The 21,411-nt window shown below is 67.0% G+C and carries 19 protein-coding genes and 1 tRNA gene; 15 read left to right on the plus strand and 5 right to left on the minus strand.

The window, feature by feature from the left end; genetic code table 11:
* Positions 1-7: 7 nt before the first annotated feature.
* The 6 genes from MNAB215_RS18720 (at position 8) to MNAB215_RS18745 (ending at position 4,931) form a co-directional block, all read left to right on the plus strand.
* Positions 8-1,039, plus strand: coding sequence for a P1 family peptidase (locus MNAB215_RS18720; protein WP_077080144.1), 1,032 nt, complete (start codon positions 8-10; stop codon positions 1,037-1,039).
* A 20-nt stretch (positions 1,040-1,059) separates the two neighbouring features.
* Positions 1,060-1,782, plus strand: a complete 723-nt coding sequence (locus tag MNAB215_RS18725) for a rhomboid family intramembrane serine protease (protein ID WP_108637664.1) — start codon at positions 1,060-1,062, stop codon at positions 1,780-1,782.
* Positions 1,779-2,597 carry a glutamate racemase gene (murI, locus tag MNAB215_RS18730; RefSeq protein WP_077080146.1) on the plus strand — a complete coding sequence of 273 codons (819 nt, stop codon included), beginning with the start codon at positions 1,779-1,781 and terminating at the stop codon, positions 2,595-2,597. The genes MNAB215_RS18725 and murI overlap by 4 nt, the downstream gene beginning before the upstream one ends.
* 98 nt (positions 2,598-2,695) lie before the next feature.
* The gene (locus MNAB215_RS18735; protein ID WP_077080147.1) at positions 2,696-3,478 is read left to right on the plus strand and encodes a cyclic nucleotide-degrading phosphodiesterase; all 783 of its coding nucleotides are present in this window, start codon (positions 2,696-2,698) and stop codon (positions 3,476-3,478) included.
* Positions 3,479-3,546: 68 nt separating this feature from the next.
* The gene (gene rph, locus MNAB215_RS18740; protein WP_077080148.1) at positions 3,547-4,326 is read left to right on the plus strand and encodes a ribonuclease PH; all 780 of its coding nucleotides are present in this window, start codon (positions 3,547-3,549) and stop codon (positions 4,324-4,326) included.
* Positions 4,323-4,931 carry a non-canonical purine NTP pyrophosphatase gene (locus tag MNAB215_RS18745; protein WP_077080149.1) on the plus strand — a complete coding sequence of 203 codons (609 nt, stop codon included), beginning with the start codon at positions 4,323-4,325 and terminating at the stop codon, positions 4,929-4,931. The genes rph and MNAB215_RS18745 overlap by 4 nt, the downstream gene beginning before the upstream one ends.
* On the opposite strand, the gene MNAB215_RS18750 is transcribed toward MNAB215_RS18745, so the two are convergent.
* Together MNAB215_RS18750 and MNAB215_RS18755 are read right to left on the minus strand one after the other, a co-directional pair.
* The gene (locus tag MNAB215_RS18750) at positions 4,928-5,272 is read right to left on the minus strand and encodes a DUF3817 domain-containing protein (RefSeq protein WP_077080150.1); all 345 of its coding nucleotides are present in this window, start codon (positions 5,270-5,272) and stop codon (positions 4,928-4,930) included. The genes MNAB215_RS18745 and MNAB215_RS18750 overlap by 4 nt on opposite strands.
* A complete protein-coding gene (locus MNAB215_RS18755) occupies positions 5,269-5,658 on the minus strand; it encodes a hypothetical protein (RefSeq protein ID WP_077080151.1) in 390 nt (129 codons plus the stop codon). The genes MNAB215_RS18750 and MNAB215_RS18755 overlap by 4 nt, the downstream gene beginning before the upstream one ends.
* Positions 5,659-6,178: 520 nt before the next feature.
* Here MNAB215_RS18755 and MNAB215_RS18760 point away from each other — a divergent pair.
* The 4 genes from MNAB215_RS18760 to MNAB215_RS18775 all read left to right on the plus strand — a co-directional run bounded on the left by MNAB215_RS18760 (position 6,179) and on the right by MNAB215_RS18775 (position 12,047).
* A tRNA-Leu gene (locus MNAB215_RS18760) sits at positions 6,179-6,262 on the plus strand.
* 265 nt (positions 6,263-6,527) lie between these two features.
* A complete protein-coding gene (locus tag MNAB215_RS18765; RefSeq protein ID WP_077080152.1) occupies positions 6,528-9,149 on the plus strand; it encodes an ABC transporter ATP-binding protein/permease in 2,622 nt (873 codons plus the stop codon).
* Complete coding sequence (locus MNAB215_RS18770) at positions 9,146-10,897, plus strand: ABC transporter ATP-binding protein (protein ID WP_077082140.1); 1,752 nt, start codon at positions 9,146-9,148, stop codon at positions 10,895-10,897. Before MNAB215_RS18765 ends, MNAB215_RS18770 begins: the two co-directional genes overlap by 4 nt.
* A gap of 73 nt (positions 10,898-10,970) precedes the next feature.
* Positions 10,971-12,047, plus strand: a complete 1,077-nt coding sequence (locus tag MNAB215_RS18775) for a phosphotransferase family protein (RefSeq protein WP_077080153.1) — start codon at positions 10,971-10,973, stop codon at positions 12,045-12,047.
* Positions 12,048-12,053: 6 nt separating this feature from the next.
* Here MNAB215_RS18775 and MNAB215_RS18780 read toward each other — a convergent pair whose 3' ends face one another.
* The 3 genes from MNAB215_RS18780 to MNAB215_RS18790 all read right to left on the minus strand — a co-directional run bounded on the left by MNAB215_RS18780 (position 12,054) and on the right by MNAB215_RS18790 (position 16,126).
* Complete coding sequence (locus tag MNAB215_RS18780; protein ID WP_077080154.1) at positions 12,054-13,910, minus strand: fatty acyl-AMP ligase; 1,857 nt, start codon at positions 13,908-13,910, stop codon at positions 12,054-12,056.
* 201 nt (positions 13,911-14,111) lie between these two features.
* Complete coding sequence (locus tag MNAB215_RS18785; protein ID WP_077080155.1) at positions 14,112-14,933, minus strand: mycofactocin-coupled SDR family oxidoreductase; 822 nt, start codon at positions 14,931-14,933, stop codon at positions 14,112-14,114.
* Positions 14,933-16,126 carry an acyl-CoA dehydrogenase family protein gene (locus tag MNAB215_RS18790; RefSeq protein ID WP_077082141.1) on the minus strand — a complete coding sequence of 398 codons (1,194 nt, stop codon included), beginning with the start codon at positions 16,124-16,126 and terminating at the stop codon, positions 14,933-14,935. The genes MNAB215_RS18785 and MNAB215_RS18790 overlap by 1 nt, the downstream gene beginning before the upstream one ends.
* Before the next feature lie 170 nt (positions 16,127-16,296).
* Here MNAB215_RS18790 and fabG point away from each other — a divergent pair, with 170 nt between their 5' ends.
* Genes fabG through MNAB215_RS18815 form a run of 5 tightly spaced genes read left to right on the plus strand, consistent with a single transcriptional unit; the run spans position 16,297 to position 21,345 of the window.
* Positions 16,297-17,037 carry a 3-oxoacyl-ACP reductase FabG gene (gene fabG / locus MNAB215_RS18795; RefSeq protein WP_077080156.1) on the plus strand — a complete coding sequence of 247 codons (741 nt, stop codon included), beginning with the start codon at positions 16,297-16,299 and terminating at the stop codon, positions 17,035-17,037.
* Positions 17,038-17,048: 11 nt separating this feature from the next.
* The gene (locus MNAB215_RS18800; protein ID WP_077080157.1) at positions 17,049-18,260 is read left to right on the plus strand and encodes an acetyl-CoA C-acetyltransferase; all 1,212 of its coding nucleotides are present in this window, start codon (positions 17,049-17,051) and stop codon (positions 18,258-18,260) included.
* A gap of 1 nt (position 18,261) precedes the next feature.
* Complete coding sequence (locus MNAB215_RS18805) at positions 18,262-19,446, plus strand: CoA transferase (protein WP_077080158.1); 1,185 nt, start codon at positions 18,262-18,264, stop codon at positions 19,444-19,446.
* 11 nt (positions 19,447-19,457) lie between these two features.
* Positions 19,458-20,651, plus strand: coding sequence for an acyl-CoA dehydrogenase family protein (locus tag MNAB215_RS18810; protein ID WP_077080159.1), 1,194 nt, complete (start codon positions 19,458-19,460; stop codon positions 20,649-20,651).
* A gap of 1 nt (position 20,652) precedes the next feature.
* Entirely contained in the window at positions 20,653-21,345 is a 693-nt protein-coding gene (locus tag MNAB215_RS18815; RefSeq protein WP_077080160.1) for a GntR family transcriptional regulator, read from the plus strand.
* The last annotated feature ends 66 nt before the right edge of the window (positions 21,346-21,411 follow it).

Genomic DNA, 21,411 nt, shown 5'->3' on the forward strand with positions numbered 1-21,411 from the left:
CGCCAGGATGAACTCAATCACCGACGTCGGGGGAATCCTCGTCGGCCACCACCACCGATTGGATCCCGACGCGTCGATGGGCGCCGGATGGGCCTCCGGCGTGACGGTGGTGCTGACACCGCCGGGGACCGTCGGCGCGGTCGATTGCCGCGGCGGCGCACCGGGCACGCGGGAGACCGATCTGCTGGACCCGGCCAACTCAGTGCGGTTCGTCGATGCGGTGTTGCTGGCCGGCGGCAGTGCCTATGGTCTGGCGGCCGCCGACGGCATCATGCGCTGGCTGGAGGAGCACGACCGCGGCCTGGCGATGAAAGGTGGCTTGGTGCCCATCGTGCCGGGCGCGGTCATCTTCGACCTGCCGGTCGGCGGCTGGGACCGCCGGCCGACGGCGGAATTCGGCTACGCCGCCTGTGAGGCAGCGGCCAATGCCGACGGCGGGCCCGACGAAGGCACGGTCGGAGCGGGCGTGGGGGCGCGGGCCGGCGTCCTCAAGGGCGGCGTCGGGACGGCGTCGACGACACTGCCGTCGGGTGTGACCGTCGGCGCGGTGGTCGTGGTGAACTCCGCGGGCGACATCGTCGACCGGACCACTGGCCTGCCCTGGATGGCCGCCTCAATCGAAGAGTTCGCGCTGACGACGCCGCCGCCCGAACAGGTCGACGCGCTCGCCCAGCTGCCGTCTCCGCTGGACCCGCTGAACACCACGATCGCGGTGGTGGCGACCGACGCCGCGCTGAGTGCCGCGGCCTGCCGGCGTGTCGCGATCGCCGCCCAGGACGGCCTGGCCCGCAGCATTCGGCCAGCGCACACGCCACTGGACGGCGACACGGTGTTCGCCCTGGCCACCGGGGCCGTCGAAGTTCCGCCGCCGACCGACGCGCCCGCCGGGATTTCCCCGGAGACGCGACTGACGACCGAAGTGGGCGCGGCCGCGGCCGACTGCCTGGCGCGTGCGGTGCTGGTCGGTGTGCTGGCCGCCGAGTCGATCGCCGGAATACCGACATACCGTGGCACGTTGCCCGGAGCATTCGGGTCCTGATCGTCTGTTGACCGGGGGCTATGCCGGTAGCCTGGACCAAGCGAGATCGGTCTAGAAGGGCAGCTATGGGCATCAGTTCCGGTTCTCCGCGTTCACCGGCAACGCAACCGAAGGGGCAGTCTCGCTGGATCGTGGGCGGGGCCACCATCCTCACCTTTACGGCGCTGCTCTACCTCGTCGAGCTGATCGACCAGCTGACCCGCCACTCCCTGGATGCCAACGGCATCAGGCCGCTCGAGGCCGACGGCCTGTGGGGGATCGTCTTCGCCCCGGTTCTGCACGCGAACTGGTCGCACCTGATGGCCAACACGATCCCGCTGCTGGTGCTCGGATTTCTGATGACGCTGGCCGGGTTGTCCCGGTTTGTCTGGGCCACCGCGATCGTGTGGATTCTGGGCGGGTTCGGCACCTGGCTCATCGGTAACATCGGCAGCGACTGCGGGCCGACCGACCACATCGGCGCCTCTGGGCTGATCTTCGGCTGGCTGGCTTTCCTGCTGGTGTTCGGGATCTTCGTGCGCAGGTTCATCGACATCGCCATCGGACTGGTGGTGTTGTTCGCCTACGGCGGCGTCCTGCTCGGCGCTATGCCGGTGCTCGGTCAGTGCGGTGGCGTGTCTTGGCAGGGCCACTTGTGCGGAGCCATCGCCGGGGTCGTGGCGGCCTACTGGTTGTCGTCGCCGGAACGCAAGGCCCGCGCCCAGCGAAAGGCCGGCACCTCGTCGCCGCGATTGACGACATGAATTCGCCATTAGCACCAGTAGGGGTCTTCGACTCCGGCGTCGGGGGTCTGACCGTCGCCCGCGCGATCATCGATCAACTGCCCGACGAGGACATCGTCTATGTCGGCGATACCGCCAACGGTCCCTACGGTCCGCTCACCATTCCCGAGGTCCGCGCGCACGCGCTGGCCATCGGTGACGACTTGGTGGAACGCGGCGTCAAGGCGCTGGTGATCGCGTGCAACACGGCGTCCGCGGCGTGCCTGCGGGACGCCCGTGAGCGCTACGACGTGCCCGTCATCGAGGTGATCCTGCCGGCCGTGCGTCGCGCCGTCGCCACCACCCGCACGGGCCGCATCGGCGTCATCGGCACGCAGGCGACCATTACCTCGCACGCCTACCAGGACGCCTTCGCCGCCGCCCGCGATACCGACATCACCGCCGTGGCCTGTCCGCGTTTCGTGGACTTCGTCGAACGCGGCGTCACCAGCGGACGCCAAGTGCTCGGGCTGGCCGAGGGTTACCTGGAGCCGCTGCAGCGGGCCCAGGTCGACACCCTGGTGCTGGGATGCACGCACTACCCGTTGCTGTCCGGGCTGATCCAACTGGCGATGGGGGACAACGTGACGCTGGTTTCCAGCGCCGAGGAAACGGCCAAGGAAGTGCTCCGGGTGCTCACCGAACGGGATCTGCTGCGTTCCCATGACGCTCCGCCGGCCAGCCGCGTCTTCGAAGCTACCGGCGATCCTGAAGCCTTCACCGCATTGGCGGCACGATTTCTGGGGCCCGCGGTCACCGGCGTCAAACCAGTGCACCCTCAATCTCGTGTCCTGTAGACGGGCCCTGTTCGTGTCCTTTAAAAGGGCACTGCGAGATTCTGATCACATCAATGCGGCAATGTTTTTCTCATGGTGGGACTGGGCATGGCACAGTAGTGTCCGTGCGAATAACCGTCCTGGGCTGCTCGGGCAGCGTGGTGGGTCCGGACTCGCCTGCGTCGGGTTATTTGCTTCGGGCTCCCGATACTCCGCCACTGGTAATCGACTTCGGCGGCGGGGTGCTCGGCGCGCTGCAACGCTATGCCGACCCCGGGTCGGTGCACGTGCTGTTGTCGCATCTGCACGCCGACCACTGCCTGGATATGCCGGGACTCTTCGTCTGGCGTCGCTATCACCCGGCGCGCCCCGAGGGTAAGGCGTTGCTGTACGGCCCGAGCGACACCTGGTCGCGGCTGGGGGCGGCGTCGTCGCCCTACGGCGGGGAGATCGACGACTGCTCGGACATCTTCGATCTGCACCACTGGGTTGACGGCGAGTCGGTGACCATCGGGGCGCTCACGATAACGCCACGAGTGGTCGCGCATCCCACGGAGTCGTACGGCCTGCGGATCACCGATCGCGACGGCGCCTCGTTCACCTACAGCGGAGACACCGGAACCTGCGATGAGCTGGTCGAGCTCGCGCGCGATGCCGACGTATTCCTCTGCGAAGCCTCCTGGACGCACGAGCCGGACCGTCCACCGGCGCTGCACCTCTCGGGTACCGAGGCAGGCCGCGCAGCGGCGCAGGCCGGTGCGCGCGAGCTGTTGCTCACCCACATCCCGCCGTGGACCTCGCGAGAGGACGTGATCAGCGAGGCCAAGGCCGAATTCGACGGTCCCGTGCACGCGGTGGTGTGCGGTGAGACGTTCGACGTCCGGCACTCCGAACGAGTCTGATCCATCCCACGGGTGGGGGTGCCCCCACCTACGCCGGCGCACAGTGCCCGCGGACTAGGGTTGGCGTCGTGTCCAAACGAGAAGACGGTCGCCTCGACGACGAGCTTCGCCCGCTGGTGATAACGCGGGGTTTCACCGAACACCCGGCGGGCTCGGTGCTGATCGAATTCGGTCAAACCAAGGTCCTGTGCACCGCCAGCGTCACCGATGGCGTGCCGCGCTGGCGCAAGGGTTCGGGCCTGGGGTGGCTGACCGCGGAGTACGCAATGCTGCCGTCGGCTACCCACACTCGCTCCGACCGGGAGTCGGTGAAGGGCCGCCCGTCCGGTCGCACCCAGGAGATCAGTCGGCTGATCGGCCGGTCGCTGCGCGCGTGCATCAGCCTGGCGGCGTTGGGGGAGAACACAATTGCCGTCGACTGCGATGTACTGCAGGCCGACGGGGGAACCCGAACCGCGGCGATCACCGGCGCCTATGTCGCGCTGGCCGACGCCGTGACCTACTTGTCGGCCGCGGGCAAGCTTTCCGATCCGCGGCCGCTGTCGTGCGCGATCGCTGCGGTCAGCGTCGGCGTGGTCGACGGCCGGATTCGGTTGGACCTGCCGTACGAGGAGGATTCGCGCGCCGAGGTCGACATGAACGTCGTCGCCACCGACACCGGGACGCTGGTGGAGATTCAGGGAACCGGTGAGGGCGCGACGTTCCCGCGCTCGACCCTGGACAAGCTGCTCGACATGGCGCTCGGCGCCTGCGACACGTTGTTCGCCGCACAGCGCGAGGCGTTGGAGAAGCCGTATCCGGGCGTGCTGCCCGAAGGGTCTGCGCCGTCGAAGGCGTTTGGAAACTGACCGAACTGCTGGTCGCCAGCCGCAACTCCAAGAAGCTGGCGGAGCTGCGCCGGGTGCTCGACGGAGCCGGGTTGTCGGGCCTGACGCTGGTGTCATTGAACGATGTGGCGCCGTTCGACGAGGCGCCGGAGACCGGCGCGACCTTCGAGGACAACGCGGTGGCCAAAGCGCGCGACGCGTTTGCCGCTACCGGTCTGCCGAGCGTGGCCGACGACTCCGGCCTGGAGGTGGCCGCTCTCAACCGCATGCCCGGTGTCCTCTCGGCGCGCTGGTCGGGCAAGCACGGCGACGACCGGGCGAACACGGCCCTGCTGCTGGCCCAGTTGCGCGATGTGCCCGACGACCGGCGCGTCGCGGCGTTTGTATCGGCCTGCGCTCTGGTCTCGGCGTCCGGCGAGGCCGTGGTGCGCGGCGAGTGGCCAGGCACGATCGCCCGGGAAGCGCGCGGCGACGGCGGCTTCGGCTACGACCCGGTTTTCCTGCCCGACGGCCCTGAGTTCAGCGGGCGCACCGCCGCTCAGCTCAGCCCCGTGGAGAAGGACGCGGCGTCGCATCGCGGTCGCGCGCTCGCGTTGCTGCTGCCGGCGTTGCGGGCACTGGCCTAGAGCGAAAAGCGCGCCTTGACGTCCCTGGTCTGGAAATGCTCGACGATGATGCCCAGCAAAGGCACGGTTCCGGCCAGCAACACGCCGACGGTCTTGCCGATGGGCCAGCGGACCTTGATCGCCAGATTGAACGCGGTCAGCACATAGGCGAAGTACACCCACCCGTGCACCACTTCGATCCACCGGATCTCGTGGTGGAAGGCGAGGTGCGAGACGATCTCGTAGCACAGCGCGATCAGCCACAGACCCGTCGCCCACGCCATGATCCGATAGCCGAGCAGCGCGGTGCGGATCCGGTCACCGGGTACTGCCGGTGCTCCGGGTGTCTCGGGTGTGGTCATGCGGTTGTCCTGTTCTGTTCTTCGGCGTCATTCTTCGCGAGCTCGGCCAGGTAAGCGTTGTACTCCAGCAGCGCGGGATCGTCGGGCGGCGCCTGGGCCTTTGGGCGTTCGGGCAGCAGTCCGGCGGGTATCTCGGTGACCTCGCCGGCCTTGTGCAGCTCGGGCGGCAGTTCCTCATAGCGGACGAACTTGCGATATGCGTAGACACAGAACCCCGCGAACATCGGCCACTGCAGCGCGTAGCCGAGGTTCTGGAAGGTGCCGGAGGCCGACTGGAAGCGCGTCCACTGCCACCAGCCCAGGGCCAGGCAGCCGCAGGCCGCCACGATCACCAGAACGATGAGCGCGGGACGACGGCGACGCGTTCGAAGACCCTCCGCGGACACCCCTCGACGGTACTGCACCGATCGCCGGCGCCTGCGCTGCTAGTTGCGTTGATCGGTGTGGGCGCAATGTGGCGGCGGGCATGAGACCCGACCGCGCCGGCTACGCGGCAGCGCGCGATAATCTGCGGATATTTGGCGCCGAGGACGATCCTTAAACGTCAGACGCGGCCGCTGCGTGAGGATGCAGCCATCGCCGAGATAGAGGCCGAGCAGATAACAGTAGGGCGTTTGTCGTGAGTGCGGAGAAGTCATGATCAATGCCGCATGGTGATGCTGCGGTCAGGTTCCTTGCTCGAATTGGTGACCTGCAGTTGCGCCAGTCCCACACAGTCCTTCGCGGTATGCCCGTGTGAAGCGCGATCGAACAGTCGTTCCTGCCGATCGCAACAAGGCGCTGTACGGCTTTGAACTCCTGCGCGGATCGCACCCGTGCGTCCACCTCTCGTGGCCGTGATGAACCGAGATTAGGTGGCAACGCCGACAGATTCTTCGGTGCGGCAAGCGGTACGATCGGCACGCCGCGGGCGTGATGAAATTGGCAAACATGCCGGCTTTAGGTGCCGGTGCTCGAGAGAGTTTGAGGGTTCGAGTCCCTCCGCCCGCACACTTTGCCTTCACGCGCTCACTTCTGATGCGTCTCGTCATGGGGTACAGACTTCGGATGGCGCTAAGGCGTATGCGTGCATGGCGCGTGGGTGTGGCTACACCCCGAATTAGGGCGGCGTCGATCACGATGCGGTGCCAAGCAACTGCGCACCCGCGCCTCGACTGGCCAACCGGGCTTAAGCTATGGTAAGGCAACCCTTACTTTTTACGTCCAGGTGCGCTGCAGTCGTGGCCGAATTCGCCGCCGCGGGAGAGGACCGTTGATGGCACGCGGGTTCCAGGGTGCGTTATTGCGGGGCTTCGGTGCGCGTGACCACACCGCGACGGTGACCGAAACCGTGCCGATCGCACCGCACTTCGTGCGGATACGGATGGTGTCGCCGACCCTGTTCGAAGACGCCGAGGACGAACCCGCCGCCTGGTTGCGGTTCTGGTTCCCCGACCCCGACGGCTCGGACACCGAGTTCCAGCGCGCCTACACAATCTCCGAGGCCGATGCCGCCACCGGCCGTTTTGCGGTCGACGTGGTGCTGCACGAGCCGGCCGGCCCGGCGTCGAAGTGGGCACGCACCGTCGCGCCCGGCACCACGATCGCGGTGATGTCGCTGATGGGCTCGTCGCGTTTCGACGTCCCCGCCGAACAGCCGGCCGGATATCTGTTGATCGGCGATTCAGCGTCCATCCCGGGAATCAACGGCATCATCGGCACGATTCCCGACGACGTCCCCATCGAGTTGTATCTCGAGCGGCACGACGACAACGACGCGTTGATCCCGATCGCGGAGCATCCGCGTCTGCGGGTGCACTGGGTTCCCCGCCACGACGAGCAATCGCTGGCCAACGCCATCGAATCCCGGGACTGGTCGAATTGGTATGCCTGGGCGACACCGGAGGCGACCACGCTCAAACACGTCCGCAAGCGACTGCGTGACGTGTTCGGCTTCCCGAAATCCGAGGTGCATGCGCAGGCGTATTGGAGCGCCGGCCGCGAGATGGGCACCACCCGCGGCGGCGAGTCCGACGGTGACTCTCCGGTGATCGACACAGTTGAGCCGGAAAGCGTTGTGGCGCAGCCGGAAGCGCAGCCGGAGCCGCAGTCCGTCGCGCCCGTTGCCCCGCAGGGGAATTGGCGTGCTCAGGCCGCCGGCCGGTTGCTCGCCCCGCTGCGCTCGGCGCTGATCATCTCCGGTGTGCTGCAGGCCGTGATCACCCTGGTCCAGCTGGCGCCGTTCGTGTTACTGGTGGAGCTGGCCCGGTTGCTCGGGTCGGGCGCCGAAGCGTCCCGATTGTGGAACGTCGGAATCGCGGCCGTGTCGGTGCTGGGCTTGGGCACCGTGCTGGGCGCCGCCTTGACGCTCTGGCTGCACGTCGTCGACGCTCGGTTCGCCAGCGATCTGCGTTCGCGGCTGTTGACCAAGATGTCCCGATTGTCGTTGGGCTGGTTCACCGCTCGCGGCTCGGGTTCGATCAAACAGCTGGTCAGCGACGACACCTTGGCACTGCACTATCTGGTCACCCATGCCATCCCGGATGCGGTCAATGCGGCCGTCGCGCCGGTGGCGGTGTTGATCTATCTGTTCGTCGTCGACTGGCGGGTGGCGTTGGTCTTGTTCGGGCCGGTGCTCGTCTACCTCGTGATGACGTCGTCGCTGACCATCCAATCGGGCCCGCGGATCGTCCAGGCGCAGAAGTGGGCCGAGAGAATGAACGGCGAGGCCGGCGCGTACCTCGAGGGACAGCCGGTGATTCGCGTCTTCGGCGGTGCGGCCGCCTCGAGCTTCCGGCGTCGCCTCGACGAGTACATCGGATTCCTGGTCGCCTGGCAACGCCCGTTGGCCGGCAAGAAGACCGCGATGGACCTGACCACCCGGCCCTCGACGTTCCTGTGGCTCATTGCGACCGCAGGTACGTTACTGGTCGTCACGCACCGGATGGATCCGGTGAACCTGCTGCCGTTTTTGTTGCTGGGCACCACGTTTGGCGTCCGGCTACTCGGCATCGCGTACGGCCTCGGTGGGATCCGCGCCGGGATGCTGGCCGCGCGACGCCTGCAGATCGCGCTCGACGAACCCGACCTCGCGATGCAGGAGCTGCGTGGGGCGGAGCCCCGCGACGACTCAGCGGGCATGGTGGAATTCGACCGCGTCGGCTTCAGCTACCGCCCGGGCGTTCCGGTGATCCAGAACGTGTCATTGGAACTGCGACCGGGCACGGTCACGGCGCTCGTCGGTCCGTCCGGATCCGGAAAGTCGACGCTTGCCGCGCTGTTGGCCCGATTCCACGATGTCGAGCATGGTTCGATACGTGTTGGGGGACAAGACATCCGGTCGCTGACTGCGGACGAGCTCTACACGCGAATCGGTTTCGTCCTGCAGGAGACCCAGCTGGTGCATGGCACGGTCGCCGAGAACATCGCGTTGGCCGTCCCGGATGCCGACGTCGAACAAATCCAGGCCGCGGCCCGCGAAGCGCAAATCCACGACCGCGTGCTGCGACTGCCCTACGGCTACGACACCGTGCTGGGCGCCAGCACGGCGCTCTCGGGTGGGGAACGGCAACGCCTCACCATCGCGCGTGCGATCCTCGCCGCCACCCCGGTGCTCATCCTCGACGAGGCCACGGCATTCGCCGATCCGGAGTCGGAATACCTTGTGCAGCAAGCACTTAACCGGCTAACCCAGGATCGGACCGTGTTGGTGATCGCCCATCGGTTGCACACCATCACCCGGGCCGACCAGATCGCCGTGCTCGATCACGGGCGGATCGTCGAGCGTGGCACCCACGAGGAGTTGCTCGCCGCCGACGGACGGTACCGCCGGCTGTGGGAGACGGGCCAGGGCAAGCCGCTGGCCGCCACCGCGGTGCCGGCGGAGGGTGCACGATGATCCGCACGTGGATCGGCCTGGTCCCGCCGGACCGGCGCGCCAAGGTGATCACCTACGCCGTGCTCGCGTTCGTCTCGGTCGTGGTGCGCGCCGTCGGCGCGGTCTTGCTCGTCCCGCTGGTCGGCGCGTTGTTCAGCGACTCGCCGCGTCACGCGCTGGTGTGGCTGGGCTGGCTCACCGCGGCGACCCTGACCGGGTGGGTGATCGACACCATGACGGCGCGGATCGGTTTCGATCTGGGCTTCGCCGTCCTCGACCACACCCAGCACGACGTCGCCGACCGGCTGCCGCGGGTTCGGCTGGACTGGTTCACCGCCGAGAACACCGCGATGTCACGGCAGGCGATCGCGGCAACCGGTCCGGAGCTGGTCGGCCTCGTGGTCAACCTGTTGACCCCGCTGATCACCGCGATTCTGCTACCCGCCGTCATCGCGCTGGCGCTGTTGCCGATCTCCTGGCAGCTGGGGGCGGCCGCGTTGGCCGGCGTGCCGCTGCTGCTGGGTGCGCTGTGGGCCTCGGCGCGGCTGACGCGGCGTGCCGACGCGGCGGCCGGAGACGCCAACACCGCGCTCACCGAGCGGATCATCGAATTCGCCCGCACCCAGCAGGCGCTGCGCGCCGCTCGGCGCGTCGAGCCGGCCCGCTCTCTGGTGGGCTCCGCGCTGGCCGCGCAGCACAGCGCGACGATGCGGCTGCTCGGCATGCAGATCCCGGGCCAGCTGCTGTTCAGCGTTGCCAGCCAGCTGGCACTCATCCTGTTGGCCGGTGCGACCACGGCGTTGACCGTGAATGGCACGCTCACCGTCGCCGAGGCGATAGCGCTGATCGTCGTGATCGCCCGCTACCTGGAGCCATTCACCACCGTCAGCGAGTTGGCGCCGGCGCTGGAGAGCACCCGCGCCACGCTCGATCGCATCGGCGGGGTGCTCAGCGCGCCGGTGATCGGGGCCGGAGCCGGCACGCTCGGCGAAGGATCTCGAGACGAAGCTAAGGCCCCGGTCATCGAGTTCGATGACGTCGCCTTCGGTTACGACGGCGCCAGCACGCCGGTGCTGGACGGCGTCAGCTTCGCCCTGCAGCCGGGAACCACGACGGCCATTGTCGGTCCGAGTGGCTCAGGGAAGAGCACGATCCTCTCGCTCATCGCCGGGCTGCATCAGCCGACCCGCGGGCGCGTGCTGCTTGACGGCGCGGACGCCGCCACCCTGGATGCCGAGTCGCGGCGTCAGGCCAGCAGTGTGGTGTTTCAGCATCCGTACCTATTCCACGGGACGATCCGCGAGAACGTGCTCGCCGGGGATCCCGGCGCCGGTGACGACCAGGTGTCCGGGGCGATCGGCCTGGCCCGGGTCGACGAGCTCATCGGCAGGCTGCCCGACGGGGCCGACACGGTGGTCGGCGAAGCCGGGTCGGCGTTGTCCGGCGGCGAGCGGCAGCGCGTCAGCATCGCCCGTGCCCTGCTGAAGCCCGCGCCGGTGCTGCTGGTTGACGAGGCGACCAGCGCATTGGACACCGAGAACGAGGTTGCTGTGGTCGATGCGCTCACTGCCGACCCGCGGTCGCGCACCCGGGTCATCGTCGCCCATCGGCTGGCCAGCATTCGTCATGCCGATCGCGTTTTGTTCGTTGACAACGGCCGAATCGTCGAGGACGGGTCGGTCGACGAATTGCTCGCCGCGGGTGGACGTTTCGACGAGTTCTGGCGCCAGCAGCACGACGCCGCGCAATGGCACATCCTCGCCGACTAAGTAACGGCCGTTGACCGCAGGGCTTGCCGTATGCCTTACAGTTCATAAAACGGTCGGACGGAGGCGTGTGCGTATGAGTGCTGTGGTGTCGATTCCCCGCTATCCCGCCGACGTGACAGCGCAATGGCTGTCGGCGGCGTTGAGCGGGCGCGGTGCGGCCGTCGAGGTCGTCGACGTCGACGTCGTTCCCATCGGCACCGGGCAGACCGGGGCGACGTATCGCGTGACGGCCACCTACGCCGCGGCTCCGGAAGACCTGCCGCCAACGTTCGTGATCAAGCTGCCGGCCCTGGACGACACCGTGCGGGACCGGGTCGTCATCGGCTACCGCAGCGAATGCGCGTTCTACGCCGCGGTGACCGATCGGGTGCGGGTGCCGACGCCGCAGTGCTTCTACTGCGAAATCAGCGACGACGCCATGAACTACGCGTTGTTGCTCGCCGACCAAGCGCCCGCGGTGCAGGGCGATCAGATCGCCGGCTGCGGCGAGCAGGAGGCGAGGCTGGCGGTGGTGGCGCTGGCCGGGCTGCACGGCCCCAGTTGGTGCGATCCGTTCTGGCTGGACCTGCCCGGCCTCGGGTTCCCGCGCCCGGATGAGGCCTCCGCCAAGGGTCTTGGCGATGTAGCGATGATGAGTGTCGACATCACCCTCGAAAAGCTCGGCGACCGGATGACCGCTGAGGATCGCGAGACCTTCAGGGCGGCAATGGCCAAGGTGACACCCTGGCTGTTGACCGATCCCGAGCGGTTCGCCCTGATGCACGGTGACTATCGCCTCGACAATCTGTTGTTCGATCCCGAAAACCGTTGGGTGAGCGTCGTCGACTGGCAGACGCTCGGCGTCGGTCTTCCGGCGCGGGATCTCGCGTATTTCACTGCGACCAGCCTGGATTCGCAACTGCGCGCGGCGATCGAGCGAAACCTGGTCGACGACTATCACCAGGCGCTGCTGGGGTATGGCGTGACGGGGTACGACCGCGAAACGTGTTGGCGCGATTACCGTCTCGGGGTCATCCAGGCTCCGCTGATCTCTGCTCTGGGGTTCGCTTTCGCGGCCGCGACGGACCGCGGCGACGACATGGTGCTGACCATGCTGGCGCGGGGATGTCGGGCGATCCGTGAGCTGCAGACGTTGGACCTGATCGGCTGAGCCCGGTTAACGGTCGTATCGCCCGTCGAGGTACTCGGCCCGGCACGCGTTGCGGGCGAGCTTGCCGCTGGTAGTGCGGGGGATGCTGCCTGCGGCGACGAGCCGCAGGTCGGCAATGCGGAGATGATGCTCGCGGGAGACCGCTGCGCGCACGGCCGCCTCGATCGGCGCGGGATCGCTGCGCCCGACGCCTGCGGCACGTTCGGCGACGACGACGAGCCGCTCGCCGGCGCGGCTTCCCTCAGCGCTGAGCGAGTCGGCGGGAACCGAGAACGCGGCCACGTAACCGGTGCGGATCGCGCTCGATGCGTGACTGACCGTCGTCTCGATGTCGTGCGGGTAGTGGTTGCGGCCGTCGACGATGATGAGGTCTTTGACGCGGCCGGTCAGGTACAGCTTGCCGTCGATATAGACACCGAGATCGCCGGTGGCCAGCCAGAAGCTGTTGTCCGCGGCACCCTCGGCATGGCTGCCGTGCTCGATCCGGGACTGCAGCTTGTTGCCGAAGGTGCGTTGTGTTTCCTCTTCGCGGCGGAAGTATCCGCGGCCAATGTTGTTGCCGTGCAACCAGATTTCCCCGACCACACCGTCGGCGACCTCCGCGCCTTCGGTGTTGGTGATCACCGCCCACAGATCCGGCATCAGGGGGCCGCTAAAGACATGGGCGACGGAGCCCGGGGTATCCGGCGTGACGACCACCGCGCGCCCGGCGGCGAGTTCGCTGCGGTCGAGGTACACCGCACTTGCCGCCGCGTCGGGGGCGAGCGTGGCCACGCCCAGCGTCGCCTCGGCCATCCCGTAGGACGGCTTGATCGCCGTCTTGGGCAGGCCGTACGGCTCGAATGCCGCGGTGAATTTCTCGATGGCCGAGACCGTCACCGGCTCTGAGCCATTGAGCAACCCGACCACGTTGCGCAGGTCGACGGTCTCGCCGGCGGGAGGCAGCCCGCGCTCGGCGGTGAGTTCGTAGGCGAAGTTGGGGGCCGCGGCAAACGTGCGGCCGTAGGCGGCCTCCGCGCTGAGCTGCTTGATCCATCGGAACGGGCGGCGAACAAACGCCATGGGATCCAGCATCACCAGGTACCCGCCGCACAAAGCCGGGAACATGAGCATGAGCAAACCCATGTCGTGATAGAGCGGCAGCCAACTCACGCTGCGGATTCCGCGATCCAGCCCGGCGCCCGCGGCCATCTGCACCACGTTGGTGCACACGGCGCGATGGGTGATCTCGACTCCGGCGGGGATGCGGGTCGAGCCGGACGTGTACTGCAGGTAGGCGACATCGTCGGTGCTCACGTTCGGCTCGGTGAACATCGACGCGAGCGACGCGGGGATCGCGTCGATGGCGATCAGCCGCGGCCGCCCGGCGACCGGATGGGTGCGCAGGAATTCCCGCGCCGACTCGGCGGCCGCGGTGGTGGTCAGCACGACGGTGGGGCGGGCGTCGGCCAGCACCGCGGTCAGCCGTTCCGCGTGCCCGGTCAACGATGGCGCGAACAGGGGCACCGCGGTGTTGCCCGCGTGGACGGCGGCAAAGAAGGCAGCCACGTACTCCACACCTTGGGGCGCGACGATCGCCACCCGGTCTCCGGGGCGGGTGACCTGCTGCAGGCGGGCGCCGATCGCCCGGACTCGCGTCCACAGCTCGTTCCAGCTCATATCGATGACTCGCCCGTCGGGGTCCTTCGAGTAGTCGATGAAGCGATAGGACGGGCTGTCCCCGAGCGCGCGGCGGTTTCGATCGAAAAATGACGTGAGCGTCACGCCGTCGGGTATGACGATCGTGCCGTCGGCAAGCAGGTAGTCGTTGACGTCAGCCGCGTCCGGCTGAACAGCATTCGTCGGCAAGGGGTCCCGACCCATGATGAGAGAATAAGAGAGAGATAAATTTTCGTGCTTGACCATTGAGCGTGACGCCCATCACTTTTTGATAACAATATGATCTAGATCACCGACTGGCGGGATCGTCGGCTGCTGGCTCCCGTTGCCGAATCCGGAGACTACGAGCGTTTCCCCGCACGGCCTGCGCGGCTTTGCGGATCGGTCGGGCGGATCTGCTGGCGATCAGTACTGGGTCGAGCCCTGGTCGACCCGGATCTGGGCTGCGGTGACCTTGCGCGACTCATCGCTGGCCAGCCAGCACACGGCGTCGGCGATCTCTTCCGGCTCGGCGACCCAGTCCGGCAGAAACGGTGTGAGTACATGTGCCAGCTGCGGGTTGGTTTCCATGGCTCGGCCGACCGCGTCGACCATGTCGCCGGATCCCATCGCGGTGTTGACCGGCCCGGGGTGGACGCTGTTGACCCGGATCGAGTGTTTGCCCAGCTCGGCGGCGAACGCGCGCGTGAGCCCGGTGACCGCGTGCTTACTGGCGGTGTAGTGCACCATGAACGGCTGCATCTTGGCCCCGGCCGCCGAACTGATCAGGATGATCGAGCCGCCGCGACCCCCGTCGATGATCTTGTCCGCGCCGGCCATCACGGTGTTCCAGGTGCCCGTCACATTGATATCCATGACATCGCGAAACGACTCGGGCGTGATTTCGTTCCAGGGCTGGGGAGCGGCGACACCCGCGTTGGCCACGATGACGTCGAGGCGTCCCAGTTCGGCGACGGCGTCGTCGACGGCCTTGCGCAGCGCATCCAGATCGCGGGTGTCGACGACCGACGCGAAGATCCGGCGGCCCGTCTCTTCGACCAGGCGTACGGTTTCGGCGAGGTCCTCTTCGGTCGCCGGATCGTAGGGAACGCAGTTCGGCAGCTTGCCGGCGATGTCGACGGCGATGATGTCGGCGCCCTCACTAGCCATGCGAACCGCGTGAGCGCGACCCTGGCCGCGTGCGGCCCCGGTGATGAAAGCGACTTTCCCCTCAAGCCTTCCGGCCATTAACGCTCCTTCGTTGTGGTGGCTCGTTGCGCCACTTTGACGAGGTTCGACCCGATGATCAGGCGCTGAATCTCACTGGTGCCCTCATATAGCCGCAGCAGGCGCACGTCACGGTAGATCCGTTCCACCGGGACGCCACGCATGTACCCGCTGCCGCCGTGAATCTGCCCCGCGAGATCGGCTCCCCTGCCGGCCATTTCGGTGCAGAACACCTCCGCCGCCGACGGCGCTCCCCGGCGGTCCTCGCCGCTGACCCACAGCCGCGCGGCCTCGCGGACCAGCGCGCGGCCCGCCATCACTTCGGTCTGCTCGTCGGCGAGCATCGCCTGGACCAACTGGAAGCTACCGATCGGCGCGCCGCCCTGAGTCGCGGTGGCGGCATAGGACACCGACTCGTCGAGCGCGCGCATCGCCGCGCCAACGGCGAGCGCGGCGATGTGGACCCGGCCGCGTGCCAACGACGTCATCGCCGCCCGATAACCGACGTCCTCGCTGCCCCCGATGAGCGCATCGGGTCCCACGCGGACGTCATCGAAGCTCACGTCCGCGGTCCAGGCGCCTTCTTGGCCCATCTTGGCGTCTTTGGCGCCCACCTCGACTCCCGCGGCGTCTGCGGGAACCAGAAAGACCGCGATACCGGGGCCCTCGTCGTCGGCCGGCCGGGTGCGTGCGAACACCACGAACAGGTCGGCGACGGGCGCATTGGTGATGAAGCGCTTCTGGCCAGCGATCACCCAATCATCTTTGTCGCGAACGGCTTTCGTCTTCAAGCCGGCCGGATTCGAGCCGGCGCCCGGTTCGGTCAGCGCGAAGGAGGCCACGACGTCACCCGTCGCGATCGGCTCCAGCCACCGGGCCTTCTGCTCGTCGGTGCCGAACCCGACCAAGACCTGTCCGGCGATGCCGTTGTTGGTTCCGAACATCGACCGCAGCGCCAGCGACGTGTAGCCCAATTCCATTGCCAGCTCGACATCTTGCACGAGATTCAGGCCCAGGCCGCCCCACTCCTGGGGTATGGAATAACCGAACAGCCCCATCTTCTTGGCCTGCTCGCGCAGGTCGTCGGGTACCCGGTCGTCGTCGAGGATCTCCTGCTCGCGGGGGACTACCGCGGTGCGAACGAAGTGACGGGTCTGCGCGAGGATCTCCTGGAAGTCCTCGTCGGACACTTCCACGTTGTCGGCACTGGTCATCGATGGACGCTCCTCTCCGGCCTTGTTCGACAGCCGTTGCGCCATCGTCATGGGCAAGGCAAGGCGCCGGTAATCAAGACCGAGCCTGATGTCGGAGAGAATCCTATATGAAATATGATATTCGATCGACGGAGCCCAGCCGGTCCAACAACAGGTAAGGATGTGACGAAGTGTCGTTGCTCAGCGGTCAGACAGCGGTCATCACCGGCGCAGCACAAGGACTTGGCCTGGCCATCGCGGAACGTTTTGTCGCCGAGGGCGCGCGAGTTGTGCTCGGCGACGTCAATCTCGAAGCGGCCCAAGCCGTTGCCAAACAACTGGGCGGTGACGACGTCGCTGTAGCGGTCCGCTGCGATGTCACGCAAGCCGCCGAAGTCGAAACCCTGATCCAGACGGCGGTCGACCGTTTCGGCGCCCTGGACATCATGGTCAACAACGCCGGGATCACCCGTGACGCGACCATGCGCAAGATGACCGAGGAGCAGTTCGATCAGGTGATCAACGTGCACCTCAAGGGGACGTGGAACGGCACTCGCTTGGCGGCGGCGATCATGCGGGAAAACAAGCGAGGCGCGATCATCAACATGTCCTCGGTGTCCGGGAAGGTCGGGATGGTCGGGCAGACCAATTACTCGGCGGCCAAAGCGGGCATCGTGGGGATGACCAAGGCTGCCGCCAAAGAGCTTGCCTACCTTGGGGTTCGGGTCAATGCCATCGCACCTGGTCTGATTCGCTCGGCCATGACAGAGGCGATGCCGCAACGAATTTGGGATTCGAAGGTCGCCGAGGTGCCGATGGGCCGGGCCGGCGAGCCGAGCGAGGTCGCCAGCGTGGCCCTGTTCTTGGCGTCCGACCTGTCGTCCTACATGACCGGAACCGTCATGGAAATCACCGGCGGCCGTCATCTCTGAGAGGTCTTGACATGCGCGAAACCGTGATCTGCGAACCGGTTCGGACGCCGATCGGCCGCTACGGCGGAATGTTCAACTCGCTGACCGCCGTTGACCTCGGCGTCGCCGCGTTGAAAGGGCTGCTCGACCGCACCGGGCTGGCGCCCGAGGCCGTGCAGGACGTGATTCTTGGGCACTGCTACCCCAACAGCGAAGCGCCGGCGATCGGGCGCGTGGTGGCGTTGGATGCCGGTCTACCGGTGACGGTCCCGGGCATGCAGGTTGACCGGCGTTGCGGGTCGGGCCTGCAGGCGGTCATCCAGGCCAGTCTGCAGGTGGGCAACGGCGACCATGACCTCGTGGTCGCCGGCGGCTGCGAAAGCATGAGCAACGTCGCCTTCTACTCCACCGACATGCGCTGGGGTGGTGCCCGCGGCGGCGTGCAGGTGCACGATGGGTTGGCCCGGGGGCGGACCACGGCGGGCGGGCGGCACTACCCGGTTGCGGGTGGGATGTTGGAGACGGCCGAGAATTTGCGCCGCCAGTACGGCATTTCACGTCAGGAGCAAGACGAGCTCGCGGTGCGCTCGCACCAGCGTGCGGTGGCCGCGCAAAAGGACGGCATCCTGGCCGAGGAGATCATTCCAGTCTCGGTACGCACCCGCCACGGCGAGGAACTCATCGACACCGACGAGCATCCCCGTGGCGACACATCGGTGGAGTCGTTGAGCAAGCTCAAACCGGTTCTGCTGAAAGATGATCCGGAGTCGACGGTCACAGCCGGCAATTCCAGTGGGCAGAATGACGCGGCATCGATGTGCGTGGTGACGACCCCGGAGAAGGCGGCCGAGTACGGCCTGACCCCGTTGGTCCGCCTGGTGTCGTGGGGGCTGGCGGGCGTGGCGCCCAACATCATGGGCATCGGTCCGGTCCCCGCGACCGAGGCCGCGCTTGCCAAAGCGGGCCTGGGCCTGAGCGACATCGATCTCATCGAACTCAACGAAGCCTTTGCCGCACAGGCGCTTGCGGTGATGCGGGAATGGAACTTCGGCGCCCCCGACCACGACAGGACCAACGTTCATGGTTCGGGAATTTCGCTGGGTCACCCGGTCGGCGCGACCGGTGGCCGGATGCTGGCCACCTTGGCGCGCGAGCTCAATCGCCGGCAGGCGCGATACGGCCTGGAGACCATGTGCATAGGCGGCGGGCAGGGGCTCGCCGCGGTTTTCGAGCGGGTCGCCTGACGTGCAGCCGCTCACCGGCCTTACGGTCGTCGAGGTGTCCAGCTTCGTCGCCGCGCCGCTGTGCGGGGTAACGCTGAACCAGCTTGGTGCACAGGTGATCCGGGTCGATCCGATTGGGGGCGCCTCGGACGTGAAGCGCTGGCCGCTGACCGCCGACGGCACGTCGATCTACTGGACCGGGCTGAACAAGGGGAAGCGTTCGGCCACCATCGACGTGCGCTCGGCCAAGGGGCAGGAGCTGGTCCAGCGGCTGGTCACCGACGGCGACGGCATTGTCGTGACCAATGCGGTGCTGCCCTGGCTGAGTCATGATGCGTTGGCCGCCAGCCGTTCCGACGTCATCCATGTGCAACTGCTTGGGCGCGGCGACGGGTCCACCGGGGTCGACTACACCGTCAACGCGGCCATCGGATATCCCTTGGTGACCGGTCCGGCAAACCACGCCGGTCCGATCAACCATGTGCTGCCTGCCTGGGACGTGTGCTGCGGCCTGTACGCGGCGCTGGCGGTTGTCTCTGCGGTGCACCAGCGTGAGCGTTCCGGGGCGGGCGCTCGCATCACGCTTGCGCTGGAGGATGTCGCACTGGCCACGGCCGGAAATCTTGGATTGCTGACCGAACCGCAGGTGATCGGGACGCAGCGCGAGCGCCTGGGCAACGCCATCTATGGCCAGTACGGCCAGGACTTCACCAGTTCCGACGGCGCGCGTTTTATGGTAGTCATATTGACTCCCAGGCACTTTCGCGACATGGTCGAGGTGACCGGTACGGGCTCCGCGGTGGCCGCTCTGGCCGGGGCGTTGGGCGTGGACTTCGGTGTCGAAGGTGACCGTTACCGCTACCGTGACGTGCTGTCGGGTTTGTTCGCCACCTGGTTCGCGGATCGGACGGCCGAACAGGTCACCGCGGCGCTGTCGCGCACCACCGTGTTGTTCGAGCGATACCGCACTTTCGCGGAGGTGGTCGAAGACCCGAAAGTGACTGACAATCCGCTGTTCTCCCGGCTGCACCAGCCCGGTGTCGGGGAATATCTGGCCGCCGGCCTGCCGGCCGCGTTCGACGGGGTCCACCCCACCAGCGAGGCCGCGCCCGCGCTCGGCCGGGACACCGCCGACATCCTCACGGAAAAACTCGGTTTGACCGCCGCGGACATCGCGCGTTTGGCGGAAACCAAAACGATCGCCTGAAGGGACCGCGCATGACAAAACTCGCCCAAACCCTGGGTCTGACCGAATTCCAGACCGAGATCATCGCGACGGTACGGCAATTCGTCGAGAAGGAAGTCATTCCCCATGCCGCGGAATTTGAACGGGGCGATATCTACCCGCAGCCCCTCGTCGATCAGATGAAGGACATGGGGCTGTTCGGACTGATGATTCCGCAGGAGTACGGCGGGCTGGGGGAGTCGCTGCTGACCTACGCGCTGTGCGTGGAGGAGTTGGCGCGCGGCTGGATGAGCGTGTCCGGGGTGCTCAACACCCATTTCATCGTCGCGTACATGCTGCGCCAGCACGGCACCGACGCGCAGAAGCAGCGCTTCCTGCCACGCATGGCGACGGGCGAGACGCGTGGTGCTTTTTCGATGTCGGAGCCGGGGTTGGGTTCCGATGTCGCCGCGATCCGGACTCGGGCCGACCGCAGTTCCGACGGCAACTACAGGATCACCGGCCAGAAGATGTGGCTGACCAACGGCGGCAGTTCGACGCTGATCGCGGTGCTGGTGAAGACCGATGAGGGCGCGGACAAGCCCCATCGCAACCTCACCGCCTTCCTGGTCGAAAAGCCAACGGGCTTCGGCGAAGTCGTGCCGGGCCTGGTGATACCGGGCAAGATCGACAAGCTGGGCTACAAGGGCATCGACACCACCGAGCTGATCTTCGACGGCTACCAGGCCAGCGCCGACGACGTTCTTGGCGGTGCCCCCGGGCAAGGCTTCTTCCAGATGATGGACGGCATCGAGGTGGGCCGGGTCAACGTCTCGGCGCGTGCCTGCGGCGTCGGGCTTCGCGCCTTCGAACTCGCGGTGCGTTACGCCCAGCAGCGCGAGACCTTCGGCAAGCCGATCGCCGAGCATCAAGCCATCGCGTTCCAACTCGCCGAGATGGCAACCAAAGTCGAGGCGGCGCACCTGATGATGGTCAACGCGGCACGCCTCAAAGACTCGGGGGAACGCAATGACGTGGCCGCCGGTATGGCCAAATACCTGGCCAGCGAACTCTGTTCCGAGGTCACCCAGCAGAGCTTCCGGATCCATGGCGGCTACGGCTATTCCAAGGAGTACGAGATCGAGCGGCTGATGCGCGACGCGCCCTTCCTGCTCATCGGCGAAGGAACCAGCGAAATCCAGAAGTCCATCATCAGCAAGCGATTGCTCGCCGAGTACCAGGTGTGAGATGAGCGTTCCGGATTTCGCTGCGCGGCCACAACTTTCCGACGATGTCGCGCGCCTCATCCGCCGTAGGATCTTCGACGGCAGCTATGCCGCGGGGTCGTATGTTCGGCTGGACCAACTGGCGGCGGAACTGGGGATCAGCGTCACACCGGTGCGTGAGGCGTTGTTCGCGTTGCGTGCCGAGGGCTTGATCGCCCAACAGCCCCACCGTGGGTTCGTGGTGTTGCCGGTGACCGGACGCGACGTCACCGACGTCGCGAATGTCCAGGCTCATGTCGGCGGCGAACTGGCCGCGCGGGCCGCCGTCAACATCGACCACGATCAGTTGCACGAGCTGAAGCAGATCCAGGCCCAGCTCGAGGACGCCTATGCCGGTGACGACGAGGAGCGGACGGTCCGGCTCAACCACGAGTTTCATCGTGCGATCAACGTGGCGGCGGACTCGCCAAAGCTTGCCCAACTGATGTCGCAGATCACCCGGTATGCGCCCGAATCGGTGTTCCCCGCGATCGAGGGCTGGTCGAGCCAGTCGATTGAGGATCATCGGCGGATCCTCGCCGCCCTCGAGATACACGACGATGTGCTTGCCCGCGCGGCGATGTCGGAACATCTTGCGGCCGGTGCGGTTCCGTTGATCGATCACCTTGTCGCGCGGGGCGTGGTGGCAGATACGGATCGTCCGGCCCCTCGCTGAGCTCGACGGGGGTTGTTGCGCAACCGACCTGCGCATACGCTGCCTCTAGGGGACGCCCGCGTGGAG

The sequence above is a fragment of the Mycobacterium numidiamassiliense genome (assembly GCF_900157365.1).
In the GTDB taxonomy this organism is placed as follows: domain Bacteria; phylum Actinomycetota; class Actinomycetes; order Mycobacteriales; family Mycobacteriaceae; genus Mycobacterium; species Mycobacterium numidiamassiliense.

Bases quoted from the DNA above. Each gene is read 5' to 3' on its own strand.
- MNAB215_RS18720 (WP_077080144.1), top strand. From the start codon at position 8: ATGAACTCAATCACCGACGTCGGGGGAATCCTCGTCGGCCACCACCAC.
- MNAB215_RS18725 (WP_108637664.1), top strand. From the start codon at position 1,060: ATGCCGGTAGCCTGGACCAAGCGAGATCGGTCTAGAAGGGCAGCTATG.
- murI (WP_077080146.1), top strand. From the start codon at position 1,779: ATGAATTCGCCATTAGCACCAGTAGGGGTCTTCGACTCCGGCGTCGGG.
- MNAB215_RS18750 (WP_077080150.1), bottom strand. From the start codon at position 5,272: ATGACCACACCCGAGACACCCGGAGCACCGGCAGTACCCGGTGACCGG.
- MNAB215_RS18765 (WP_077080152.1), top strand. From the start codon at position 6,528: ATGGCACGCGGGTTCCAGGGTGCGTTATTGCGGGGCTTCGGTGCGCGT.
- MNAB215_RS18770 (WP_077082140.1), top strand. From the start codon at position 9,146: ATGATCCGCACGTGGATCGGCCTGGTCCCGCCGGACCGGCGCGCCAAG.
- MNAB215_RS18775 (WP_077080153.1), top strand. From the start codon at position 10,971: ATGAGTGCTGTGGTGTCGATTCCCCGCTATCCCGCCGACGTGACAGCG.
- MNAB215_RS18780 (WP_077080154.1), bottom strand. From the start codon at position 13,910: ATGGGTCGGGACCCCTTGCCGACGAATGCTGTTCAGCCGGACGCGGCT.
- MNAB215_RS18785 (WP_077080155.1), bottom strand. From the start codon at position 14,933: ATGGCCGGAAGGCTTGAGGGGAAAGTCGCTTTCATCACCGGGGCCGCA.
- MNAB215_RS18790 (WP_077082141.1), bottom strand. From the start codon at position 16,126: ATGACCAGTGCCGACAACGTGGAAGTGTCCGACGAGGACTTCCAGGAG.
- MNAB215_RS18800 (WP_077080157.1), top strand. From the start codon at position 17,049: ATGCGCGAAACCGTGATCTGCGAACCGGTTCGGACGCCGATCGGCCGC.
- MNAB215_RS18810 (WP_077080159.1), top strand. From the start codon at position 19,458: ATGACAAAACTCGCCCAAACCCTGGGTCTGACCGAATTCCAGACCGAG.
- MNAB215_RS18815 (WP_077080160.1), top strand. From the start codon at position 20,653: ATGAGCGTTCCGGATTTCGCTGCGCGGCCACAACTTTCCGACGATGTC.